Below are 16982 nucleotides of genomic sequence, written 5' to 3'. Positions count from 1 at the left end.
GATAACCAAACGGCAGCCACTGGCTGCCGTTTTCTATTGTGTGCTTGCTGGCGATTTAGCCCGCACGACATGGCTTGAACAGATCCAGCTTGTTGTCGTAAACACTCGTCTGCACATCCATGATCCCCAGCATGGAGTGAAAGAGGTTGTCATGGGAGAAGCGCTGGCTGCTCGCCTCCGCCGCCAGGCAACCCATATCAAGCTGGCGATCGGCCTGTAACTGAGGCGAGAACCAGGTCAGCAGCGGCACCCGTGTCTGATCATCCGGCGCAAACTTGTATGGCGTGCCATGCAGATAGAGCCCCATGGCCCCGAGGGATTCACCGTGATCGGAGAGATAGACCAGTCCCACATCATACTGGCTCTCCAGCGACTTGAGCTTGTCGATCAGCAGCCCCACCACTTTGTCGGTGTAGCGGATGGTGTTGTCATAGGTATTGACCAGCTCTTCGTTGCTGCAGTTTTCAATGTCGCTGCGCGGGCAGTCCGGCATAAAGACGCGCTCGCTGGCAGGGTAACGACGGAAATAGGTCGGGCCATGGCTGCCCATCAGGTGAAAAGCCACCAGCTTGTTGCCCTTCATCTCGGCAATCTGCTGATCCAGCCCCTCCAGCAGCACCTCGTCATAGCAAGACTCCCCCTGACAGAGCGCAGGATAGGACTTGGGAAGGATCTCGATGGTCGGCACATTGCGGCACACCCCTTTGCAGCCGCCATCGTTCTCTTTCCACAATACCGAGACTCCGGCATGTTGCAGCACATCGAGCAGGCCGTCACGGGAGCTGGCAAGCTGGTCATCGTAGCCACGGCGCGTGAGGTTGGAGAACATGCAGGGCACCGAAACGGCGGTTGCTGTACCGCAGGAGCGCACATCCCTGAACGACACCACTCCCTGCTCTTTTGCCGTAAAGCTGTTGGTCGCCTTGCCATACCCGTTAAGGGAGTAGTTCTGGCTGCGCGCCGTCTCCCCCACCACCAGGAACATCAAAGTCGGCTTGCTTCCCCGGGCCACCACCCTGGCATCGGTCCCCAGATGCTGGTAGGGGAGCGGCGTGGCAAACAGCACATCCCGCCCATATTTGTAGAGGCCGTGCACATAGTTGGCAGGCACAATCTCTTTGGCCAGCGACTTGTTGTTGCGACCGACCGAGGCGTAATCCTGATAGTAAAGTGCCGCGACGCCCCCGATAAACAGCAGAGAGATAGCCAATACACCTGCCCGCAACGCCAACCCCTGATACCAGCGAGCCGGATAGCGGATCCGCAGTGACCAGAGCACCAGAACAGGCAGCAGCCCGGTCAGCAGAAACCAGAGCGCAACCGAGCCATTCAAATAGGCCCCCGCCTCACCACTGTTGGTCTCCACTATGTTCTGGATCATGCCGGCATCGAAGATGACGCCGTATTTGAGCATGGCGTAACTTACGATGGAGCCAGTCAGAATGAGCACAGTAAAAAAGGGCTTGAGCACAAACCGGAACGTGAAGGGAATAAACACGGCATTGAGCGCCGCGATCAGCACCAGCGGGATCGAGATGGCAAATCCGGCTTTGACATGGGTCAGGGCGCTGAGCACCGTATAGAAATGCAAAAAGATTGGCCAGTTCAGTACCAGGGCGAAAAAGAGCACCAGCAACAGATTGGTTTGCAGTACACCGAGAGTTACACGCATAAACAACTCCTACATACCGGCCTGCAGTGCAGCGGGCCGGCCAAGCCAACAAAAACGACGGGGCCAGCGTAGGAAGTAAAACTTAAGCGCGAATTAAGAAGAGAAGCACGGCGCTCGTGCGCCCCATCACAGCACGGGGTGCTCCGCTGCCCCGAAATGGATTTTTAGTTGTCTATCCATCGGATTTTGCTAGCTTGTTGAGTAGGCATTCATGAAATGCAGGTTAACCGATGGCACTGATCCAAGCCTCGATAGAGCAATTGAGAGTAGGCCACTATATCCATCTCCCCACGGGATGGACTAACCACCCGTTTATGTTCAATACCTTCAAGATCAAGGATCAGCAGCAACTCGACATTCTCCGTCATCTTGATCTCACCCTGCTGATGGTCGACCCCGACAAGAGCGATCTGCCTATCGAGCCACTGTTGCGTGGCGATATCCCCGATGCCGGGCCCGATCTCGAAGAGCTGGAGTCCCTGATTGATGCCGGCCCGCCCCCCTTTGACGAAAAGGCCTTTCGCCGCTCCATGCGCGCCGCCGACAAGGCCTTTGGCCAATCCATGAGCGAGCTACGCGATGCGCTCGGGGCACTCAACCTCAAACCGGATGAAGGGCTGGCCAACACCGCACAGATCGTCCGCAATGCCGCCTTCACCCTCAGTCAGCACGAGGGCCCCCTCGGGCTCCACCTGATCCGCAGTCCCCACACCGATGTCCTGCTGCAGCACAGTCTCAATGTGGCTTTCATTGCCATGTTGATGGCGCGCGAACTGGGGATGAATCCCATCGAGCTGGAAGAGACCGGGCTTGCGGGACTTATCCACGACATCGGCGAACTGAAAATTCCCAGCCAGATCACCCAAAAGCGTGGTGAGCTAAACAAGGCCGAGCAGAACTTCCTCAAGATGCATCCCCAGTACGGATTTGACATGCTGAACCAACTCAATGCCTTTGAGCCCAAAATTCGTCAGGTAGCCCATCTGCACCACGAACGGCTCGACGGTAGCGGTTATCCGCTGGGGATCAAGGGGGGGGAGATCCCGCCGCTGGCGCGGCTGATCGGACTGGTCGACTTCTACGACGAGCTGCTTCATCCCCGCAACAGCGGCACGCCGGCGGCACCGAGTCAGGCCATCAGCCAGCTCTACAAGTTATCCCAGAAGAAGTTCGACCAGAATCTGGTCAAGTTGCTGGTCAAGGTGCTGGGGGTCTACCCGCCGGGATCCCTGGTGAAACTCTCCGACGAGAGCATTGCGCTGGTACTCTCTACCGAACCCACCATGCCCCTCAAGCCGAAGATCCTGCCCTATATCAAGGCCCAGCGGCCGGAAGCGGTCGCCATGATCGATCTGCGGGAAGATGAACGCACCATCAGTGCCTTTATCAAACAGGAGGAGCTGGATGAGGGACAGCGGCAGTTCTTCAATCTGACCCGCCGCTTCTGTTACTACTTTGCATTCTGAGTTATCCCCAGAAGCTGGGGATAACTCATTGGACAAACCGGAATAATTGCACGAATCCCCACCAACAGGTTGCCATCTGATCATGTATAAAAAACGCCCAGCCAGGGGGCCGGGCGGAGCATGCCACTTCCATGTGGCGTATCCGACGGATACATTCATGCTCTATCCATCAATAGCAATCTGTCGCCTCTTACACAAATATCAATTTAACATGCTGATTTAATGTAGTTTTATCCATTTGTTCTGGCAAACTGGCGGTCCGTTGCGACCCGCAGGGCCAACCGAACAAGATCTTGATCACACTTATTCACGGGCTGGTTGTTTTTTAGGCTGGCTGATGAGGCGCGTTTTTTATGCAGTTGGTTCTCTCTTTGTTACAGCAGATGAGCGTCAGCCTGGTGATCGCCTATCTCTTCTCGAAAAGCCCGCTGCTTCGCCCGCTTGCCAACTATTCAGTGAGGATTCCTCACAAGGTACTGATATACATAATATTTTCATGTTTTTGCATCCTCGGAACCTATGTGGGCCTCGATATCGACGATGCCATCGCCAACACCCGGGCGGTCGGCGCCGTCTTGGGGGGATTATTGGGGGGACCGCTGGTGGGCTTTCTGGTGGGGCTGACCGGCGGTCTGCACCGCTATACGCTGGGGGGATTTACCGATCTCGCCTGCGCCATCTCCACCACCTGCGAGGGGTTGCTCGGGGGCATAGTGCACTGGCGACTGATGCGCTCGGGGCGAACGGATGCCCTGTTTGAACCACGCATCGCCTTCTTTACCACTCTCTATGCCGAGATCATGCAGATGGTCATCATCCTGCTGGTGGCGACCCCGTTCGACAAATCCCTGCTGTTGGTACGCACCATCGCCACCCCGATGATTCTGGCCAACTCCTGTGGCGCGGCGCTCTTTATCAGCATGATCCGCGACCAGCAGCGGATGTATGAGAAGTTCTCCCGGGTCTTCTCCGCCAAGGCGCTCAATATCGCCAACCGTACAGTGGGGATCATGAGTCAGGGCTTTACCCCACAGGCAAGCAACAAGATTGCCCGCATCATTCAGGAGGAGACCGGCGTTGGGGCGGTCGCCATCACGGACACCGAGCAGATCCTCGCCTTTATCGGCACCGGCGAAGATCACCATCTGCCGGGCACCCCCATCGCGTCAGCCATCACCATGCAGGCCATCGCCCAGAACAAGGTGCTGTTTGCCGATGGCAACAGCCAGCCCTATCGGTGCAGCCTCTCCTCCGCCTGCCAGCTGGGCTCGGTGCTGGTGATCCCGCTGCAGGGGGACAAGGGGGTGATCGGCACCATCAAGCTCTACGAGCCGAAGAAGCGGCTGTTTCTCAAGATCAACCACACCCTGGGGGAAGGGATTGCCAACCTGCTGTCACAGCAGTTGCTGGCCGGTCGGCTGGAGCAGCATCAGCGGCTGCTGGTGCAGTCCGAACTCAAGCTGATCCAAGCCCAGATCAACCCCCACTTTCTGTTCAACACCCTCAACACCATCAGTGCCATCACCCGGCGCGATCCGGACAAGGCGCGGGATCTGCTGCTGCATCTGTCGCTGTTCTTTCGCAAGAACCTCAAACGCCAGAGCGGCCTTGCGACTCTGCAGGAGGAGCAGGAGCACTGCCAATCCTATCTGGAGATCGAGCTGGCCCGTTTTGGCGATCGGCTGACGGTGATAAACGAGATCCCGCCCCATCTGGCCACACTGCGACTGCCCAGCTTCACCCTGCAACCGTTGATCGAGAATGCCATCAAGCACGGCATCTCGACTCTGCTGGAGCAGGGGCGTATTCGCCTCTGGACCGATGAGCATCCCACCAGCGTCACCATCCATGTGGAAGATAATGCAGGCACCTGGCAAGCACATCCCGCTGGCGACGGTCTGGGCATGACCATCGTAGACCGGCGACTGAAAAGCGCCTTTGGCGAGCGCTATGGCGTGACTATTGCGTGCGAGCCGGAACAGTGGACCCGGGTGTCGTTCACCATCCCCAAGGAGCAACCATGATCCGCACTCTGATAGTCGATGACGAACACTATGCCCGCGAAGAGCTGAGGCAGCAGCTGGCCTGCGATCCTGCCATCGAGATCGTGGGGGAAGCGGCCAACGCCATCGAGGCGCTGCCGCTTATTCAGCGCCTCAAGCCCGACGTGGTGTTCCTCGATATCCAGATGCCCAAGCTGAGCGGCATGGAGCTGGTCGCCATGCTCGACCCCCTGCCCCGCATCGTCTTTGTCACCGCCTTTGACGAATATGCCATTCAGGCCTTTGAAGAGAACGCCTTCGACTACCTGCTCAAGCCGGTGGAGCCCGCCCGGCTCGCCAAGACCCTCGCTCGCCTCAAGCAGGATATCTCCCCGCAGCCCATCGAGCGGCTGGCCCCGACTATCGAACATATTCCGGGCTATCTGCACAATCGGGTCAGGCTGCTGCCCATCGCGCAGGTGGAGTATGCCTTCTCCGATCTGGGCGGGGTCCATGTGGCCTGTCAGGGCGAGCTGTTCCACACCCAGCTCACCCTCAAATCGCTGGAAGAAAAGAGCCCGCTGCTGCGCTGCCACCGCCAGTATCTGGTCTCCCCCAACGCCATCTTCGAGATCCAGCTGCTGGATAACCAGCTGGCAGAGATTGTCACCCCGAGCGGCGCCCGGGTGCCGGTCAGTCGTCGCTATCTCAAGGAGCTCAAAGATCAGCTGGGGCTGGACTGAGCCGCGGAGTGTGCGCCTGATCACAGCCGCCGACCGCTCGGCGCGCCAAAGCGCCGCTCGGGGAATTTCACCTGCCAGTCAGGCGCAACCGTTTTAGACTCGCTCTGCACACTAAAAAATAACAATGCAGGAGCGTAGCAATGATCTGGTTCTTCCTCTGTGTCGGCTTACTTGTGGCCGGCTACTTCATATACGGCAAATTCATCGAACGGATATTCAGCCCGAAACCCGAGCTGAAAACCCCCGCCATCACCATGGCTGACGGGGTGGACTATGTCCCCATGTCGGACAAGAAAGTCTATCTGGTTCAACTGCTCAACATCGCAGGCGTCGGCCCCATCTTCGGCCCGATCCTGGGTGCCCTCTACGGCCCGGTCGCCATGCTGTGGATCGTCTTTGGCTGCATCTTCGCCGGTGCGGTACATGACTACTTCTCCGGCATGCTGTCGGTACGCGCCAAGGGGGCCTCGGTGCCAACCGTGGTCGGTGAGCATCTGGGCACCGCCGCCAAGCACTTCATGAACCTGTTTGCCGTGGTGCTGCTGATGCTGGTGGGCGTGGTATTCGTGCTGAGCCCGGCGGGCCTCTTGGCCAACCTCACCTCCACCGATCTGGTCTACTGGATTGTGGCAATCTTTGCCTACTACATCCTCGCGACCATTGTCCCCATCGACAAGATCATCGGTCGCTTCTATCCCATCTTCGGCGCCCTGCTGGTCTTCATGTCGGTCGGCCTCATCGTTGGCCTGATCGCCTCCGGCAAAGGCTTCTACAACACCGGGATGGACTTCTCCAACCTGCACCCGACCGAACTGCCGCTCTGGCCGCTGCTCTTCATCACCATCGCCTGTGGCGCGGTATCCGGCTTCCACGCCACCCAGTCACCACTGATGGCGCGCTGCATGCAGAACGAAAAATCCGGCCGCTTCATTTTCTACGGTGCAATGATCGGTGAAGGGATCATCGCCCTTATCTGGTGCACCCTGGGTCTCTCCTTCTACGACAGCACCGAAGCGCTCAACGCTACTATGGCCAACGGCGGCCCGGCAGCCGTGGTACACGAAGTCTCCACCAGCCTGCTCGGCACCGTGGGCGGCATTCTGGCCATTCTCGGTGTGGTGATCCTGCCTATCACCTCGGGCGACACCGCATTTCGCAGTGCTCGCCTGATCGTGGCGGACTTCCTGAAGATGACCCAGAAACCGCTGGCCAAGCGTCTGCTGATTGCCATCCCCATGTTTATCCTTGGTTTTATCATCTCCAAGGCTGAATTCGGGGTGATCTGGCGCTACTTCGGCTGGGCCAACCAGACCACCGCCGTCATCATGCTGTGGGCTGCGGCTGCCTACCTCATCAAAGAGGGCAAGCTGCACTGGATCTGCACCATTCCCGCCATGTTCATGACTGCTGTGGTGATCACCTATCTGGCCAACGCCCCCATCGGATTCGGGCTGGAGATGGGGACCTCCACCATCATCGGCCTGACTGCAACGGCGGCCATTACCGTGGCCTTCCTGATGAAGTTCCGCCAGCCGCTGGTCAGCAGTACCAGCGAAGGGTAAAAACAGCAAAAAATGCAGCGAAAGCAGCACAAAAAAGGCGCCTGATGGCGCCTTTTTTAATGACAAAAAGACTAATAAGACAACTGTCGAACGGCTTCAGCTTCAATACAGCGAATAGCTTTAAGGAAAGTGCGAACAAGTATCCCACGAACAAAAAATGAAAATTTTAGTCATTTAATATCAATGGGTTACCAGTAAATGCTCTCGTGCCATATGACTTATTCGCACCTTCCTTAAGATTCCGGGCAAACTGACGATAAATGTGTGATTCTTAATTGCTTTAGTGCTTGTTGGAACCCATGATTAAGCTGTGCGTCATGCCAGTGGAGGTTATAAATGGCCCTTGATTATTTTGCCCTTGGTCTGCTCGTCTTTGTCGGGCTGGTCATTTTTTATGGCGTCATCGTTATCCACGATATTCCTTACGAGATTGCCAAACATCGGAATCACCCTCATCAGGATGCCATTCATGTGGCAGGTTGGGTCAGCCTGTTTACCCTGCACGTGCTGTGGCCCTTCCTCTGGATCTGGGCAACCCTCTATCGGCCGGATCGCGGCTGGGGCTTTAGCCAGCGGCTGCAAGAAGATGAAGAGGAGCTGGCGGCCCTCAAGCAGGAGTTGGCGGATCTGAAGAGCCGTATCAACACTATCGAACAGAGTGAGCAACAGGGATAAACCATGGACCTGCTACTGATCCTGACCTACACGGCACTGTGTGTCGCCATCTTCAAAATCTTCCGCATCCCGCTCAACAAGTGGACCGTCCCCACAGCAGCACTGGGCGGCGTGCTGCTCATCGGCACCCTGATCATGCTGATGAACTACAACCACCCCTACTCCGAGATGGCGCGCAACTACTACGTCTCCACCCCCATAGTGCCGCTGGTCAAGGGCCGGGTGGTTGAGGTGCCGGTACAGGCCAACCAGCCGGTGAAAAAAGGGGATGTGCTGTTTCGCATCGATGACGAGCCGTTCCGCCTGAAAGTGGAGAGCCTCACCGCACGGGTCGAATCCAACCGCGAACACCTCAAGTCCATCGAGGCGAGACTGCGCTCCGCCAGGCTGGATCGGGATCGCGCCAGCGACCTGATGCGCCGTGGCGTGGGCAAGCAGCGCGACCTCGACGTCACCCAAGCCAACGTGGACGACATCGTGGCCCAGATTGACCAGCAGAAAGCCACCCTGAACGATCTGCAGGCCCAGCTGATGGAAGCCAAGTACCAGCAGTCACAAACCGTGGTCTATGCCCCGAGCGATGGTCATGTGGTGCAATTGGCCCTACGCCCCGGCATGATCGCCACCCCCTTCATGTATCGTCCGGTGATGACCTTCATCCACAAGGATGACACCGCCTACGTCGGCTGGTTCTGGCAGAACAGCATGCAGAGACTGGCGGTGGGCGATGAGGCCGAAGTGGTGATCGATGGCGTACCCGGCAAGATCTTCAAAGGCAAGGTGACAGCCGTGGTTCCGGCCATTGCCGCCGGTAACGTGCAGGCCAACGCCGGTCTGCTGGATCAAACCACTGCGGTGCGCCCGGGTCGTCTGCCGGTGGTTATCTCCATCACCGACCCCGAGTGGGCCAAGTATCAGGTAATTGCAGGCTCCAGCGGGCAGGCTGCCATCTATACCCACTACTTCCACCATGTATCTGTGATGCGCAAAGTGCTGCTGCGCATGGCAAGCTGGATGAACTACATCTTCCCGTTCCATTGATCAGCACCCAAGCACCCTGCGGGCCGGCATCATGCCGGCCCGCTGTTTTTGTGACGGCAAGCACCCTATAATGGCGCCATCTTGCACCACCCCACATCGACATACCCAAGCCTGCATGTTCGTTCTCAGACCCTATCAGACCGACGCCGTCAACGCCGTTATCAGCCACTTTCGCAAACACCCGGATCCCGCCGTGGTGGTGCTGCCCACCGGGGCCGGCAAGAGTCTGGTGATCGCCGAGCTGGCCCGCAAAGCGCGCGGTCGGGTGCTGGTGCTGGCCCACGTCAAGGAGCTGGTGGAGCAGAACCACGCTAAATACGAGGCGTGGGGGCTCAAGGCCGATATTTTCGCTGCCGGCCTGGATCGCAAGGAGGCGAGCGCCCAGGTGGTGTTCGGCTCGGTGCAGTCGGTTGCCCGCAATCTGGATGCCTTTGACGGAGCGTTTTCGCTGCTGATCATCGATGAGTGCCATCGGGTCTCGCTCGATGATGACAGCCAGTACCATCAGGTGATCGACCACCTCAAGGCCGCCAATCCGGCCCTCAAGATCCTCGGCCTCACCGCCACTCCCTATCGGCTCGGGCTGGGCTGGATCTACCGGCGCCACTATCACGGCATGGTCAAGAGCCACGGCGAACGGCTGTTTGGCGACTGCGTGTTCGAGCTGCCCTTGCGTTTTATGGTCAAAAACGGCTACCTGACGCCGCCGCGCATGGTGGATGCCCCCATAGTCCACTACGACTTCAGCAAGCTGGTGGCGAGGGAGAACGGCCTCTTCAGCGAGGCGGATCTCAACGGCGAGCTCAAGCGCCAGGAGCGGGTTACCCCCCATATCCTGAGCCAGGTGCTGGAGTATGCCGCCGACCGGCAGGGGGTGATGATCTTCGCCGCCACCGTCGAACACGCCCGTGAAATTCACGGCCTGCTTGGCGCCCGAGGCCAGCAGGCAGCCCTTATCACCGGCGAAACGCCGGGGCCGGAGCGCGATGCCCTCATCAGCGCCTTCAAGGCGCGGGAGCTCAAGTTTCTGGTCAACGTGGCGGTGCTCACCACCGGCTTCGATGCCCCCCATGTCGATCTTATCGTAATGCTCAGGCCCACCGAGTCGGTCTCCCTCTATCAGCAGATTGTGGGGCGGGGCCTGCGTCTCTCGCCGGGCAAGAGCGATTGTCTGGTACTCGACTATGCGGGCAACAACTTCAACCTGTTCGCCCCCGAAGTGGGGGAGCCTCGCCCCCACGCCGGTACCGAGCCGGTACAGGTGCCCTGCCCCGCCTGCGGTTTTGCCAACACCTTCTGGGGCAAGACCGACGAGGATGGCAAGGTGATCGAGCACTACGGCCGCCGCTGTCAGGGGCTGTTTGAAGATGATGAGGGCAACCGCGAAGAGTGTGACTACCGCTTTCGCGCCAAGATCTGCCCCGGCTGCGGTGCGGAGAACGACATCGCCGCCCGCAGCTGCCAGAGCTGCGATCAGCTGCTGGTGGACCCTGACGACAAGCTTAAAGAGGCGCTCAATCTCAAGGATTGCATGGTGATCCGCTGCGCGGGGCTAACCCTCACAGCCGGGCGCGGCAAACAGGGGGAGCGGCTGGAGGTGACCTATCACGATGAGGATGGGTTGACCCTCAGCGAATACTTCGGATTTCACTCCCCGGGCGCACGGCGCTTGTTTCAACAGCACTTTGTGCGTCATCATTGGCCCGCCCCGGGGCTGGAGCCCGAATTTGCCACCCTGGCGAGCGTGCTGGCCGCGCAAAGCCAGTTCCGTCATCCGGATTTTGTCATCGCCCGCAAATCGGGTCGCTTCTGGCAGATAAAAGAGAAAATTTTTGATTATGAGGGTCGCTATCGTACCGCCAACTCGCTGGCATGATGGCGACCGGCATACATGGCATGAATTGCGTTATCCCGTCGATCCCGCATCGGCTGGTTGAATTATCAGGGTCGGCACCACTGCCGGGCCCTTCGTCACGTTAGAGGATGTTATGCAGCGGCTGTTGATTGGTTTTTGTGCTCTCTTTTCTTCTCTGGCGGCTCATGCCGCCCCGCTGACGCCCCCTCAGGGTGGCCAGTACGCCATCATGGTGCAGGGCAATAACGGCGTCGAGTTTGCCCGCCACGCGGATCAGATGATCGCCCCCGCCTCCACCATGAAGGTGCTCACCGCGCTGGCGGCCCGCCTCGAGCTGGGTGCCGACTTCCGCTTCGCCACCGACATTCAGGCCCAACCCGGTGCCAAACAGGGTGACACCATCAACGGCGATATCTGGATCAACTTCGTCGGCGACCCCACCCTCTCCCGCATGGATCTGCTGGCCCTGTTCAAGCAGCTCGGCGTCACCAGCATCAAGGGCAATGTCTACGTCAACACCGGCGCCTACAACGGCTACGAGCGCGGCAACGGCTGGTCGTGGGGGGATCAGCCCCTCTGCTTCGCCGCTCCTGTCTCCTCGGTCATCATCGACAAGAACTGCGCCTACGGCACCATCACTGCCACCCAGATTGGCAAACCGGCGGTCGGCAACGTGGCCACCGGCGTCCCCATCGGCATCGGTGCCGACAACGTGGAGGTGATGAGCTATGGCGACATAGCGCGCCAGTTCTGCGCACTGGAAGTGGACATGGCCAAGGGCAACTTCTACGAGCTCAAGGGCTGTATCACCCCGAACAAGGAGCCGCAGGGGCTGCGTTTCGCCATCCACGACGTGGAAGCCTGGGGCTGGGACAACATCCGCTGGGCGATGAACCGGGCCGGTATCAAGCATGATGGCCTGCTGCGGGTCACCCACAAGGCCCCTGAAGGGGCAGAGACCCTCGGCACCCACTACTCGGTCTCCCTGCCGGTGATGCTCGCCAAGATGCTGAAGAAATCGGACAACCTCTACGCCGATACCTTCCTCAAAACCGTGGGCCGTCACTACTACAACAAGCCGGGCAGCTATCGCAGCGGCACCATGGCGGTGCGCGCCATCCTGACCAAGAACGGCATCGATCTGGGCAATGCCACTCTGGCAGACGGCTCCGGTCTTTCCGCTCACAATCTCATCAGCGCCCGTCAGATGATGTCGGTGCTGAACTTCATCCAGAAAAATGATGCCGAGCTTGGCCTGATCAAGCTGCTGCCAAGCTCTCAGGTGGATGGCACCCTGGCGTGGCGCCGCAGCGTCACCGCCCCCATGATGAAGAACAAGGTCCACGCCAAGACCGGCACCATCACCGGCACTTCCAACCTGGTGGGCTTTATCGACACTGCGGGCGGCCAGCGCAAGGCGTTTGTGATGTTCCAGCGTGGCCTGTCCCAAGATCCGGCCACCCATGAGCGCTACCGTGCCAGCAAGGCGCCGTGGCCCTGGACTGTGTTCGAGAAGGGGGTGCTGGAGAGCATCTATCAGCAGCAGCCGATCCAGATCGCCGATGAGAGCTGATCCAATAGGCCCACTCGAATCAGGGTATCGATAATTTCGGCTTCAAGTCGCCACGAGGCAGGGCTATGCTGTTGCCTGCCTCATATCAACGGCCATACATAAACGGCTTAAAAAACGGAGAGAAAATATGTTTGCAGTGATTTTTGGTCGCCCGGGTTGCCCCTACTGTGTCCGTGCCGTACAGATCGCCGAGCAGCTGACCGAACAGCGCGATGACTTCAAATTCCGCTACGTGGATATCCATGCCGAAGGCATCACCAAAGAAGATCTGGCCAAGAGCGCCGGCAAGCCGGTCAATACCGTGCCGCAGATCTTCCTGGACGAGCAGCACATCGGTGGCTGCACCGATTTCGAAGCCTATGCCAAAGCGAATCTGGGTCTCTACCAGTAATGCCAGCGGGTCATCCCGAGCGGGTTGACCGCCAGATCGTATAAAAAAATCCGGCGCTATCAGGCGCCGGATTTTTTTATGGGCAACACGCGCACATCATCCCCGATCAGGGGGTCACCGACTGGGCGGCAAAGCGCGCAATGATGGGGTTGTGATCCGAGCTGTCGGTGGCCGGTGAACTCACCTCGACCAGATCCAGATTGCGGTAGTAGAGGTGATCCAGCGGGCGACCGAAGGCGGTGCGGCGCAGATCAGGCACCGGCACGGCCTCTTGCAGACCCAGCTCGTCCACCAGTTTGTTCAGCCAGAACTGGCGCTTGTCGCTCCAGGTATTGAAATCACCGGCCAGGATCACCGGCCCCTGATGGCGGCGCACCAAGGCAGTCAGATCGTTGAGCTGCTCGCGGAAGGTGGCCATCCCCAGCTCGAAATTGACCGCATGGATATTGATGACCATCACGCCGTCGGGATCGCCCTGCAGTGGATAGAGGCTCACCAGCCCGGATTTGGGGATGCGCAGCAAAGGTTCGGGGGAGCGCACGCCACATACGAACGCCTGCGGGGTCTTGGCCACCGTCATCACCCCGAACGACACGCCGCCCTGGGTGAAGGCTTGCAGCTGTTGCCACTGGAAATCACCGGCGCGCAGCCAGTCGAGCATATCGGGACGGGTGGCCGACTCTTGCAGCAGCACCAGATCCTGCCCCTTGGCATAACTGTCCATCCCTTCGCGCCAGTTCTTGCGCTGGCCCTTGTAGAGATTCCACACCGTCACCCCGAATTCACGGGGCAGCGCCGTGGTCGCCAACGCTACCAGCGGCGGACGCTGGCAGTCGAGTCCCGGCACAATCCCTTGAGCTGTGACCAGATGGTTCTGATCCGGCACCTCAAAACAGCCTACCAACCCCAGGGTCAGCAGGGAGGTGCCAAGAATGCGATAACTATTTTTCATTGGCTAACAACCGCCCGCCTTTGCTTTTTGTTGCGACCATCACAAACGTCATCCACGCCGACTAAGCTGATAGTCCCTGTTCCACCCAACCAGAAGGAACTTGTCTCATGGCGAAAGAACTTCGGTACAACGTGACGTTTTATGATCAACAAGGAAATTGTCATCAAGTGGAGCTGTCCACCGTCTATCAGATAAGACGGGACCCTCAATGCGATCTCTGCCTGTTCGACACCCTGCAATATGTGGGCTCGGAAGAGATGCTGGAACGCATGATACGGCAAAAAACCGGGCTTGAGCAGGAAATATCCATCATCAATGCCCGGCTGATTTAATCAGGCACTCACCGGAACCGGGCGGGATTTGCCATGTTCGTCGATGGCGACATAGGTGAAGATCCCCTCGGTCACGCAGTAACGCTGGGCATCGTTTTCCCGCAGTACCGGCTTGACCCACACCTCCAGCTTGAGCTTCATGGAACTGCGGCCGATCTTCATGCAGCGGCCGTAGCAGCAGACCACATCGCCCACCTTGACCGGACTGTGAAACGTCATGCCTTCGACGGATACGGTACAAATACGTCCTTTTGCCAGCTCCTTGGCCATAATGCCCCCACCTATATCCATCTGGGACATGATCCAGCCACCAAAAATGTCGCCATTGGGGTTGGTATCGGCTGGCATTGCCAGGGTTCTCAGCAACAACTCCCCATCGGGGTGACGTTTTGTATCTACCATCATTACCGCCTCTCTCTCATGGATGGCGGCATGATAGGGGGCGATCACCCCCTTGGCAAACCTCAATTGCCCGAGGCGGCGAGCTCGGCAAACCAGTGGGCCGGATCGGGCCAGCGATAGTTGAATCCCATCTGCTGGCAAATCAGCTGACCGTCGATGGGCTGAAATTCACCGGCAGGCTCGATAAAAACCGGCACAGGCAACCCCTGCTGGCGCGCCGCAAAGGGGTAAAACTGCTCGCGGCGCGGATGCACAGGCGCGCTCAGGTTGAAAACATCCCCTTCCTTGCCCCGTTCCAGCAGCAACATGCAAGCCGCCACCACATCGTCCAGATGGACCAGATTGACCGACTGGGCGCCGCCATCCAGGGTCTTGCCCGCGAGGAAACGGCCGGGATGGCGATCCGGGCCATAAAGGCCGGAGGGGCGCACTATCATCACCGTCTCGAAACCGGCCGCCAGCACCGCCTGCTCCGCCGCCAGCATCCGCTCGCCACGGGCATGGCGCGGTTGGGGCTCTTCACCCTCCTGCTGCCCCGCGCCCCATACCGAGGTAGCGCTGACAAACAGCACCCGCCGGGTGCCATTCGCTTTGGCCAACGCGCAGGCCTTTGCCACCGCCTGCGGGTAGTCATCGGTCTTGCTGGGCGGTACGCAGATAACCAACGATTCGCAGGGGATGGGCCACGACTCTTGTTGATCAGCAACGGACATCTCGGCAGAGCCCATGTTGGCAGAGATGGTCAGCGGATAGGCGTTGATCCCCTCCCCCTGCAGACGGGCCGCTTTTTCGGCGCTGCTGACCGTCACCGCCACCTGCTTGCCAGCCGCCAACAGGGCTCGCGCCAGCGGCAGCCCCAGCCACCCCGCCCCCAGAATGCCGATCGTCCCGGCGATATGTTGTTCTGTCATCATCCCTTCTCCTGCTTGACGCTATTTGCCCCGCAGCTTACCTGCCTTGGCATAAAAAGAAAGCTTTGGCCTGCAGATAGGGAAGGTGCGAATAAGTCACCAAGTACAAAAATACGCCTTTGTAAGCATTTGAATTAAATCGACTAAAATTTTCAGTTTTGTTGTGGAGGGTACTTGTTCTCACCCTCCCTAAGCGTGTTCTTTCCCTCGCCAATGCTACCCTCGGGGTTATCGAGTCAGGTTCACTGGCCATCCACGCCATCGGTAGTGGCCTCTCCTTGGCCAACGGTCTCGAACGTAAACATGCGGTTAAACAGGTGGATCGCCTGCTCACTAACACCAAGCTCAATGTCTGGAGCCTCTTTGACGATTGGGTGCCCTATGTGGTCGGTGAACGTACCGAGATCGTAGTCTCCATGGACTGGACCGAATTCGATGCCGATGATCACAGTACCTTGGTTATCAGCCTGCAAACCAACCACGGTCGCAGTACTCCGCTGCTGTGGAAAACCCATCGGAAATCGTTGCTCAAAGGGCAACGCAATGCCCATGAGAAAGAGCTGCTCACCAAGCTCAAGCAGACGTTGCCAGAGGGTATCTTCGTGACGGTAGTAGCTGACCGCGGCTTTGGTTACATGGAGCTGTTCGAACGCCTGGAGCAAGAGCTAGGCTTTGCTTATCTCATTAGATTTAAAGGAAATGTTTTGGTTGGTTACCCTGGTGTAGAGCAGGTTCCAGCTCGGGACTGGCTAACGCCGACCGGGCGCACCCGAACCCTCAAAGCGGTGGAGCTAACTGGGCAGCGACAGCCTGTCGAACGGGTCTATTGTTGTCATAAGAGTGGCATGAAAGACGCGTGGTTTCTGGCCAGTAACCGGACCGACCTGAGCGCCGCCAAGGCGTTGCAACTATACGGCCAGCGCTGGGGTATCGAGACCAGTTTTCGTGATATCAAAGATTACAAATTCGGCATGGGTATGGGAGATGTGCACATCAGTAATCCGGTCCGGCGCGACCGACTGTTTTTATTCAGTGCCCTGGCCATCGTCTTGCTGACGCTGCTGGGTAAGGCTGGAGACAGTGTCGGTCTAGAGAGAACGATCAAGGTCAATACCAGCAAGAGCCGAACCTATTCGTTCTTTCGGCAAGGGGTCATCTATTACCAGTTGCTACCTAAAATGAAAGAAGCCAATGCGGTCTTGTTGATGGATAAATTTATCTACTACCTGAAGCAACACCGCTTATATACCCGCACACTTGGAATTATTTGAGTCTCTAAAAATGAGGGGGTCTCTGAGATGCTGCCCCGTTTTTTCTCACATATCAACGCATCATTATCAACACAATAACTGATGCGCTTGTGATGAGACTCCAGCGATAAACACGCCATTTCCTAACAGCAAAACAAGCGGGCCAGTGGCCCGC

The 16982-nt window shown here is 58.3% G+C and carries 14 protein-coding genes and 1 pseudogene; 11 read left to right on the top strand and 4 right to left on the bottom strand.

Annotation, left to right across the window (positions count from 1 at the left end; genetic code table 11):
• Nucleotides 1–55: 55 nt before the first annotated feature.
• Complete coding sequence (locus tag OKC43_RS17395) at nt 56–1672, bottom strand: phosphoethanolamine transferase (RefSeq protein ID WP_270660480.1); 1617 nt, start codon at nt 1670–1672, stop codon at nt 56–58.
• Nucleotides 1673–1902: 230 nt separating this feature from the next.
• Here OKC43_RS17395 and OKC43_RS17390 point away from each other — a divergent pair, with 230 nt between their 5' ends.
• The 9 genes from OKC43_RS17390 (at nt 1903) to OKC43_RS17350 (ending at nt 12960) form a co-directional block, all read left to right on the top strand.
• Nucleotides 1903–3138, top strand: coding sequence for an HD-GYP domain-containing protein (locus OKC43_RS17390; RefSeq protein ID WP_257124650.1), 1236 nt, complete (start codon nt 1903–1905; stop codon nt 3136–3138).
• A 353-nt stretch (nt 3139–3491) separates the two neighbouring features.
• Nucleotides 3492–5162, top strand: coding sequence for a sensor histidine kinase (locus OKC43_RS17385; protein ID WP_216954170.1), 1671 nt, complete (start codon nt 3492–3494; stop codon nt 5160–5162).
• Entirely contained in the window at nt 5159–5863 is a 705-nt protein-coding gene (gene btsR / locus OKC43_RS17380) for a two-component system response regulator BtsR (RefSeq protein WP_216979111.1), read from the top strand. Before OKC43_RS17385 ends, btsR begins: the two co-directional genes overlap by 4 nt.
• Before the next feature lie 140 nt (nt 5864–6003).
• A complete protein-coding gene (locus OKC43_RS17375; protein WP_005350521.1) occupies nt 6004–7425 on the top strand; it encodes a carbon starvation CstA family protein in 1422 nt (473 codons plus the stop codon).
• 336 nt (nt 7426–7761) lie between these two features.
• A complete protein-coding gene (locus OKC43_RS17370; RefSeq protein ID WP_257124649.1) occupies nt 7762–8100 on the top strand; it encodes a DUF3302 domain-containing protein in 339 nt (112 codons plus the stop codon).
• A 3-nt stretch (nt 8101–8103) separates the two neighbouring features.
• Complete coding sequence (locus OKC43_RS17365) at nt 8104–9141, top strand: HlyD family secretion protein (RefSeq protein ID WP_075115488.1); 1038 nt, start codon at nt 8104–8106, stop codon at nt 9139–9141.
• Between the two features lie 115 nt (nt 9142–9256).
• A complete protein-coding gene (locus OKC43_RS17360) occupies nt 9257–11017 on the top strand; it encodes a DEAD/DEAH box helicase (protein WP_257124648.1) in 1761 nt (586 codons plus the stop codon).
• Between the two features lie 112 nt (nt 11018–11129).
• Nucleotides 11130–12569 (top strand): D-alanyl-D-alanine carboxypeptidase/D-alanyl-D-alanine endopeptidase, encoded by a 1440-nt coding sequence (gene dacB / locus OKC43_RS17355; protein WP_270660479.1) that lies wholly within the window; start codon nt 11130–11132, stop codon nt 12567–12569.
• Nucleotides 12570–12663: 94 nt separating this feature from the next.
• On the top strand, nt 12664–12960 hold the full coding sequence (locus tag OKC43_RS17350) for a GrxA family glutaredoxin (RefSeq protein ID WP_223849348.1): 297 nt from the start codon (nt 12664–12666) through the stop codon (nt 12958–12960).
• A 106-nt stretch (nt 12961–13066) separates the two neighbouring features.
• Here OKC43_RS17350 and OKC43_RS17345 read toward each other — a convergent pair whose 3' ends face one another.
• Nucleotides 13067–13912, bottom strand: coding sequence for an endonuclease/exonuclease/phosphatase family protein (locus tag OKC43_RS17345; RefSeq protein ID WP_005337873.1), 846 nt, complete (start codon nt 13910–13912; stop codon nt 13067–13069).
• A 107-nt stretch (nt 13913–14019) separates the two neighbouring features.
• On the opposite strand from OKC43_RS17345, the gene OKC43_RS17340 reads away from it, so the two are divergent.
• Nucleotides 14020–14244 carry a hypothetical protein gene (locus OKC43_RS17340; RefSeq protein ID WP_005344394.1) on the top strand — a complete coding sequence of 75 codons (225 nt, stop codon included), beginning with the start codon at nt 14020–14022 and terminating at the stop codon, nt 14242–14244.
• Here the strand turns inward: OKC43_RS17340 and yciA are convergent, their stop codons facing one another.
• Nucleotides 14245–14649 (bottom strand): acyl-CoA thioester hydrolase YciA, encoded by a 405-nt coding sequence (yciA, locus tag OKC43_RS17335; RefSeq protein WP_033113469.1) that lies wholly within the window; start codon nt 14647–14649, stop codon nt 14245–14247.
• Nucleotides 14650–14708: 59 nt separating this feature from the next.
• Nucleotides 14709–15557, bottom strand: a complete 849-nt coding sequence (locus tag OKC43_RS17330) for an NAD-dependent epimerase/dehydratase family protein (RefSeq protein WP_270660484.1) — start codon at nt 15555–15557, stop codon at nt 14709–14711.
• 191 nt (nt 15558–15748) lie between these two features.
• On the opposite strand from OKC43_RS17330, the pseudogene OKC43_RS17325 reads away from it, so the two are divergent.
• Nucleotides 15749–16828: pseudogene (locus OKC43_RS17325) on the top strand (IS4-like element ISAs18 family transposase); the annotation flags it as partial.
• Nucleotides 16829–16982: the final 154 nt, after the last annotated feature.

The organism is Aeromonas sp. Y289-2 (assembly GCF_027705925.1).
GTDB classification, from domain to species: Bacteria; Pseudomonadota; Gammaproteobacteria; order Enterobacterales; family Aeromonadaceae; genus Aeromonas; species Aeromonas veronii.
The sequence above is the reverse complement of the archived record's forward strand: the minus strand, read 5'-3'. Positions and strand labels throughout refer to the sequence as shown.